Source organism: Thermogutta sp. (genome assembly GCF_014359955.1).
GTDB lineage: Bacteria > Planctomycetota > Planctomycetia > Pirellulales > Thermoguttaceae > Thermogutta.
Window position 1 is genome coordinate 1 of record NZ_JACIYL010000216.1, and the last position, 5,988, is coordinate 5,988.

The 5,988-nt window shown below is 58.8% G+C and carries 6 protein-coding genes; all 6 read right to left on the reverse strand.

Annotation, left to right across the window (positions count from 1 at the left end; translation table 11 throughout):
• A partial coding sequence (gene amrA, locus H5U08_RS08480; protein ID WP_297032133.1) for an AmmeMemoRadiSam system protein A occupies window positions 1–796 on the reverse strand: 796 nt, incomplete at its 3' end.
• Window positions 797–937: 141 nt separating this feature from the next.
• Window positions 938–2,059, reverse strand: coding sequence for an AmmeMemoRadiSam system radical SAM enzyme (gene amrS, locus H5U08_RS08485; RefSeq protein ID WP_297032135.1), 1,122 nt, complete (start codon window positions 2,057–2,059; stop codon window positions 938–940).
• Between the two features lie 192 nt (window positions 2,060–2,251).
• The gene (locus H5U08_RS08490) at window positions 2,252–3,556 is read right to left on the reverse strand and encodes an MgtC/SapB family protein (protein WP_297032137.1); all 1,305 of its coding nucleotides are present in this window, start codon (window positions 3,554–3,556) and stop codon (window positions 2,252–2,254) included.
• Between the two features lie 69 nt (window positions 3,557–3,625).
• A complete protein-coding gene (locus tag H5U08_RS08495; protein ID WP_297032138.1) occupies window positions 3,626–4,060 on the reverse strand; it encodes a hypothetical protein in 435 nt (144 codons plus the stop codon).
• A gap of 102 nt (window positions 4,061–4,162) precedes the next feature.
• Window positions 4,163–4,786 (reverse strand): sigma-70 family RNA polymerase sigma factor, encoded by a 624-nt coding sequence (locus tag H5U08_RS08500; RefSeq protein ID WP_297032140.1) that lies wholly within the window; start codon window positions 4,784–4,786, stop codon window positions 4,163–4,165.
• A 156-nt stretch (window positions 4,787–4,942) separates the two neighbouring features.
• The coding region (locus tag H5U08_RS08505; protein WP_297032141.1) for a hypothetical protein at window positions 4,943–5,988 on the reverse strand (1,046 nt) is incomplete at its 5' end.

Consider the following 5,988-nt stretch of genomic DNA (forward strand, 5'->3'; position numbering starts at 1 on the left):
TGTAATAGTTGGGCGTTGCCCCTTGGAACATCGCCAGAAGATTGTGATGTGCCAATGCGGCGAGACGGACGACATCGCCCATTGCCAGCTTTCCGGTGGCTACCTCCCGCAGGTGCGGCGGCAGCAGGGAGGCCATAGGGGCTTCGAGCGAGTAACCGTCAAAGGTAAACAACTGCGTGGCGGAGTCCATCCACGCGTTCGCCGGCAATCCGGCTTTGCGGCAGACGTGCTCGAGGAATTGGCGCGCGTCCAGGTGGTGTTCCACAGCCACTCCAGGAAGCAGCAGACCGCGGTGCTTTCCACGAATGACCTGGAGACCGTGGCGGCCAATTTGCACCGCCTCGACGCGGGATTCTCCTTCCGCGGTGATCGGCTGACAATTCCACAAAATCCAGACCTCCAGGGTAAGCTCCCCAATTTCCCCTCGCTGGATGGCGGGAAACCGAAGGTCCCATCGCGCGGCTCGCTCCGCCGCAGCGTCGAGCGCGCTACCGAGAGGTGACGCATCGCCCACCTGGCCGCAGCAGGCACGAAGTGTGCCACCGGGACCCTTTAACGTCACAAATGCTCCCCACACCGGGACTTCACCTGCGTCGCCCAGTTGCTCGTTCAGCCGTGATTGTGGCCCGCCGATCACGGCTTCCGCGACACGTCGGGCTACCGCCTTGAGGACGAGATTCTTTTGCTCCTCGGAAAGCTCCGGCTTTTCAGGGACCGACACGCCGCTGGAGCCCCCTCCTGGGTTTTCCATCTTAGGCTGTTGGGACGACAGGTCGTCTTGGCGATAGGTTTCCATGAATTTTCTCCAATTCCTTGACTTTAGCGGCACCAGACAGACCGCCCGGGAAGCGGTTCTCGAACGCCTTGCCCAAACAACGACTCCCCGCCACGAGGAGGCCGCCTGAGCGGTCTTCCCGTGGAAGCTGTGTCGTGCCGATCATGCGAAATGGGCAATCCGGACGGGCTGACGGCGGGCGCCCCACTGTTCGCGTGGACCCTGAGGATCAAACCGGCCGGCGATGGGGGCACCGCAGTAGCCGCAATTTGACCCTTTTAGAGCATACCTTCCGATCCAGTAGCCCTGGCGTTCTATAACCACATTGCCGCATTTTGGGCAATAGGTGCTTTGTCGGGCAATGTCAAGGACATTTCCTGTATAAACATAGTGCAAGCCAACCTCGCGGGCGATGTCGTAAGCACGGATGAGCGTATCGCCAGGCGTGGGCGGGTGATCCATCAGACGAAAATCAGGGTGAAATGCCGTGAAATGAAGTGGGACATCCGGCCCCAATTCCTTGAGAATCCATTCGCACATCGCGCGAATTTCGCCCGGGTCGTCATTTTCGGAAGGAATGATAAGGTTGGTAATTTCCACCCAAACCTGCGTCTTGTGAACCAGATACTTGAGCGTGTCCAGCACCGGTTGCAGATGGCCAGCACACAGACGGTGGTAAAAGTCTTCCGAAAACCCTTTCAGATCCACGTTCGCGGCGTCCATGTGTTCGAAAAAGTAATCCCGGGCCACCTCGGAAATATACCCTGCCGTTACAGCGACATTCTTGATCCCCAGTTCGTGGCAGGCCTTGGCTGTGTCAACGGCATACTCGGCGAAAATAACCGGATCGTTGTAGGTGTACGCAACGCTCTTGCAACCGAGTGCTTTCGCTGCTCGGGCAATGGCCTGGGGAGTGGCCGTTTCGCTCAGCCGTTCGATCTCTCGGGACTTGGAAATTGACCAGTTTTGGCAGAACTTACAGCCGAGATTGCACCCGGCTGTTCCAAACGACAACACGGCCGTGCCCGGATAGAAATGGTTGAGAGGTTTTTTCTCGATGGGATCAATGCAAAATCCCGTGCTTCGGCCATAACTGGTGAGTACCATCTGGCCGCCCAAATTCTGGCGAATAAAACAGAAGCCCCGCTGTCCTTCGCCCAGCCGGCACGATCGCGGACACAGGTCACAGACAAGTTTTCCGTCTTCTTCGTGCCACCAGCCAGCGGGCACGATTCCCGACGCCGTGGGAGAAGCAGGGGGAGGTATGTCAACTCGGCGGCTCATATAGCCCTCCTTTTTAACTCTCAATAGTGGACATGACTCGCACGGGAGCGAGCCGAAAGAATCTCTTTCCAGACGAAAGCCAAGACCCCGCTGAAGGCCAAAGACGGGATACAGGTTGTTTCTCCGGTCTGAACAGGCACGACAACGTTGTTCACCACCTCCCGGGGGGCGGCAGGGCCTTCGCCATTAATTCTACGGCCAGAACACGATGAGGATCAGGCCTGTGATCAGTCCGGGAAGGAAGGCGAGGGCCACGCGGATCCCGAGTCGTGGATTCCCCATCACGCCCGCCAGCACACTTTTCGTACCCATGTTGGCCAGCGCACCCGCCACAAGATACCGCCATCCCTGTTCGGCCAGTTGTTGGTCGGTGGCTGCCATGCGACTGACAGAGATGGTGATGGCGTCCATGTCGTGAAGTCCCGAGAGGATGGCCAGCGAGTACAAACCGGACTCTCCCACGTTGTTCTTGAGCCAGGCGATGAGGTACAGAACGATGGCGTAGAGCACGGCGAAATAGATGGCCGAGCGAAGCTGCGTCGGGTTCTGATGGTCGGCAACGAGCTTGCTACCGTCGAGATCCTGGGGCAAACGCAGGAAACGCGCCGGCAGGTATGTGGCGAGGGCCAACAGGGTCAGCGGGATCAGCGATGTCTCCAGCATCGCCGGATTGACGACGGCTATCTCCACAAAAATCCTGCCGATCATCACGGTGGAAGCGAGCAGAATGACCACCGCCGCGGCGTTCTGTTGAGCGCGATCACCGCGTGCCTGCCGGGCCGCGCTGATGGTGGTGGCCGTGCTGGAGACAGCGCCTCCCAAAATGCCCGCCAGATAGATGCCTGCCCGCGCTCCAAGGAATTTATACGCGATGTAGCCCCCCAAACTGATGCCCACAATCAAAACCACCATCAACCACACGTTGAACAGACTGACCACCTTGAGTGGATCAATAGGTTTTGTGGGCAAAACGGGCAGAATGATACACGTGATGAGGACAAACTGCATGATGGCCCGCAGATCATCATCCCCCAGCCGTTCAGCGAAACGGTGGATTTCCGGTTTGAACTGGAGGAGAACCGCCACAGCACCACCGAGGACCACGCCGACTTCGATGCGGGTCAGGACCAGGAGCGCACCCACGCCGTACATCAGGATGACCGCCACACTCGTGGTCAGGCCGGGGTCAGGATCCGCCCGCCGAATCCTCAGCCAGTGTGGGAAGAAGAGCAGGGCAACCAAGCACAATAAAGCGGCTGCGGGAAGCCAGCCGCCGAAGGAGAGCCCCAGCAGCGCGAACACGCTGCCGCTCAGTGTGATGAGGGGAAAGGTCCGCAAGCCGGGCATGCCTCCCTCAGTGTGCTCCCGCTGCATGCCCACCAAAAAACCCAAAAGGGCGGCCATCCCCAGCCGGCCGAACAGCACGGTCACATCCCCTTCCTTACCGGCCAGGAACAGGGGTGTCAGCCATTCCGGAGGCGTTTCTGGAGGGATCATGGAGACATTTCCGCCAGGCGAATACAGAGACGATAAAGAACTCCCTCAATTCCGTCTCTTAATTATGGCTCATACATCTCCAGAATGGGTGAGATGATGAAGGCTGGAGCGAAAATACCGCTGGCAACGGCGCTGCGCCGCTTCTTTCTCTTGCTGCGTCGCTTCCATGCGCGACTGGAGATCTGCCAGATTGGCCAGACAATAGCGGCAACCGACTCGCTCCAGGTGAATGCGTACAAATCGCGCCTCTTCCATCGGCAGCGTGTCAAGGAGGTACGCCCCAAGTGTCTCACGGGTGGGACAACTTAAGCGATGACGGCGCCAAACTTCGGCGATAGAGACTACCCCTGAGTCCCGCCGCTGAATGATCAGACGCAGTTGTTCGGCAAGATTCCTGTCCTGGCGGACGGCCTCTTCGATTTCCCGCATGCGAGGGCTGGGCAGCGCCTCGTCGAGAAACGCTTCAAGTTCTTCCAGGCGAATTTCTGCTTTTTCGCGGCCCATCTCGCACTCCGGTCCACTGTGCTGGGTAACCATTCCGTCTTCAGCTTCAAAAGGTTGAAAAAACCCCCGGCGACCGCGCTGGGTGCTCCCGATTGGGCGTCGTCAAAACACGATACCGTTTTCCCTCGCCGCGTCGAGGTGCCGCTTGAGCCGGGATTGAAAATCGTGTTTCCAGTTGGCCACCTGTTGCTCGGATATTCCCAGGATTTCGGCCGCCTCTTTGTTGCGAAATCCCCCCACAAACAAAAGTTCCAGACAAGCCAGTCTCGTCCACTCGGCATTTTGGCGAAGTCGATCCAGCTCTTCACCGAGAATCGTGACCAGAAGGGCCTCCCGCTGGGTGCGGCGTTCCCGGCTGTCCAGGATGGTGCTTGGCCCGCGTGCTTTGGCCGGTACGGGAATCTGCGAGGATCTGTGTTCCTCGCTGGACACCATGAGCGATTGGAGGCGTCGATCCCGTCGCAGATGGTCTTTCAGCTTGTTGGCTGCAATGGCGAACAGCCATTTCTCCAGAGAGCGCGAATCATCGAAGTGGGGCAGACTCCTGAGAAAACCGGTGAACGTTTCCTGGACCAGGTCTTCGGCTGTGGCACGGTCTTCTACGCGAGGCTCGAGGAATGCCAGGAGCCGTCCCTCATAAGTGGCGATGAGCTGTTCCCACGCTACCGGGTCCTTTGCCCGAATGCGCTCGATAAACACCTGTTCGCTTTGTTCTGGACGATTCACCACGGCTTGTTTATGGCAATTTCTGCACCAGTGCTGGCAACCTGGAGGGGCGATTCAATGGTGGCCGACAATGTCGCCGCATGAAAGCCTGCTTGCGCGGTCGCGACCATCGCACAACAGATCGCTTGACGCGTCGGACGAGATGCCTCGCCACGCTCACGGTTTACCAGGTTGCTCCAGCGACTTGAGTTTGCTCACGACTTCGTCCCGGAGCCTTTCCGAGGCATGCTGGAGGGCGAGCCTCAGATAGGTCTTAGCGACCTCGGGCTTTCCACTTTGCAGGGCAGTCTCGGCCCGACTGAGGTACGACCGCGCGATCTCGTTTTCTCGCGCCAGTTCCTGCTCACGTCGCCGGCGGGCCTCGTCCACACCGTACACAACCCGTTCTGCAGATTTGGAAATCACCGCGGGGGAAGCCCCATCCCTTGAGTGTTCCGAAGCTTTTCCGGAAAGCACCAGCGCGTTCTGATCTTGTCCAAGAGGTGTTTCGTTCGGCAGACCAGGTTGGGAAGGGCCGTCCTTTTCATCGCGATTTGAATTTTTTTCACCGGGTTTGCGTATCGCTGCGGTGTTTTCGGAGATTCCGGAAGGCGGGGCAAACATTCCGGGAGTTGCAAAGAGTGGAAATGGATCTGCCGGGACCGGCAATCCCGGAGCGAGGGGCGGGTACAGTGGGGCATCACCGACCACGGGAAAGAAACCGATCACGAACGGAGTATACGCCTGATCTCCCATGCTCCCCCAGGACCCATCCGGCAACGTGATCTGCAGTGATTGCCCCATGAAGGATCGTCGGTATTGCTGGCCCCAGTGTCCGAAGAACTGGCCCTGGATGTGACCGGCCTTGATTCCCATGCCGAGCCCGGCACCTGGATCGCCGAAAGAAGCCAATGGGCTGATCGCGGATGAGGGCGATCCGAAGCGAACAAAACCTCTTGGCCCGATGAGCGTCCAGCTTGTGCCAGAATACTCGAAGAACCCCTCCGAGAGCCGCGATCCCTGGACGGAAACGGCAGCTTGGGGTTGTGAGGAGGGGGCGTTCTGGGCCAAAGTTGGGCAGGGGATCAGTCCGCAGGAAACCACGGGCAACAGGATCCAAACCGTTCCCAAACGGGGACCGCCACCGAACACGTGCCCAGGCCTGAAAGACAGAAAAGCCATGGCATTGCCTCCCGTTTTGGTTTTTGGAGATTTGGGGGGCC

Bases quoted from the DNA above. Each gene is read 5' to 3' on its own strand.
- amrS (WP_297032135.1), bottom strand. From the start codon at position 2,059: ATGAGCCGCCGAGTTGACATACCTCCCCCTGCTTCTCCCACGGCGTCG.
- H5U08_RS08495 (WP_297032138.1), bottom strand. From the start codon at position 4,060: ATGGGCCGCGAAAAAGCAGAAATTCGCCTGGAAGAACTTGAAGCGTTT.
- H5U08_RS08490 (WP_297032137.1), bottom strand. From the start codon at position 3,556: ATGATCCCTCCAGAAACGCCTCCGGAATGGCTGACACCCCTGTTCCTG.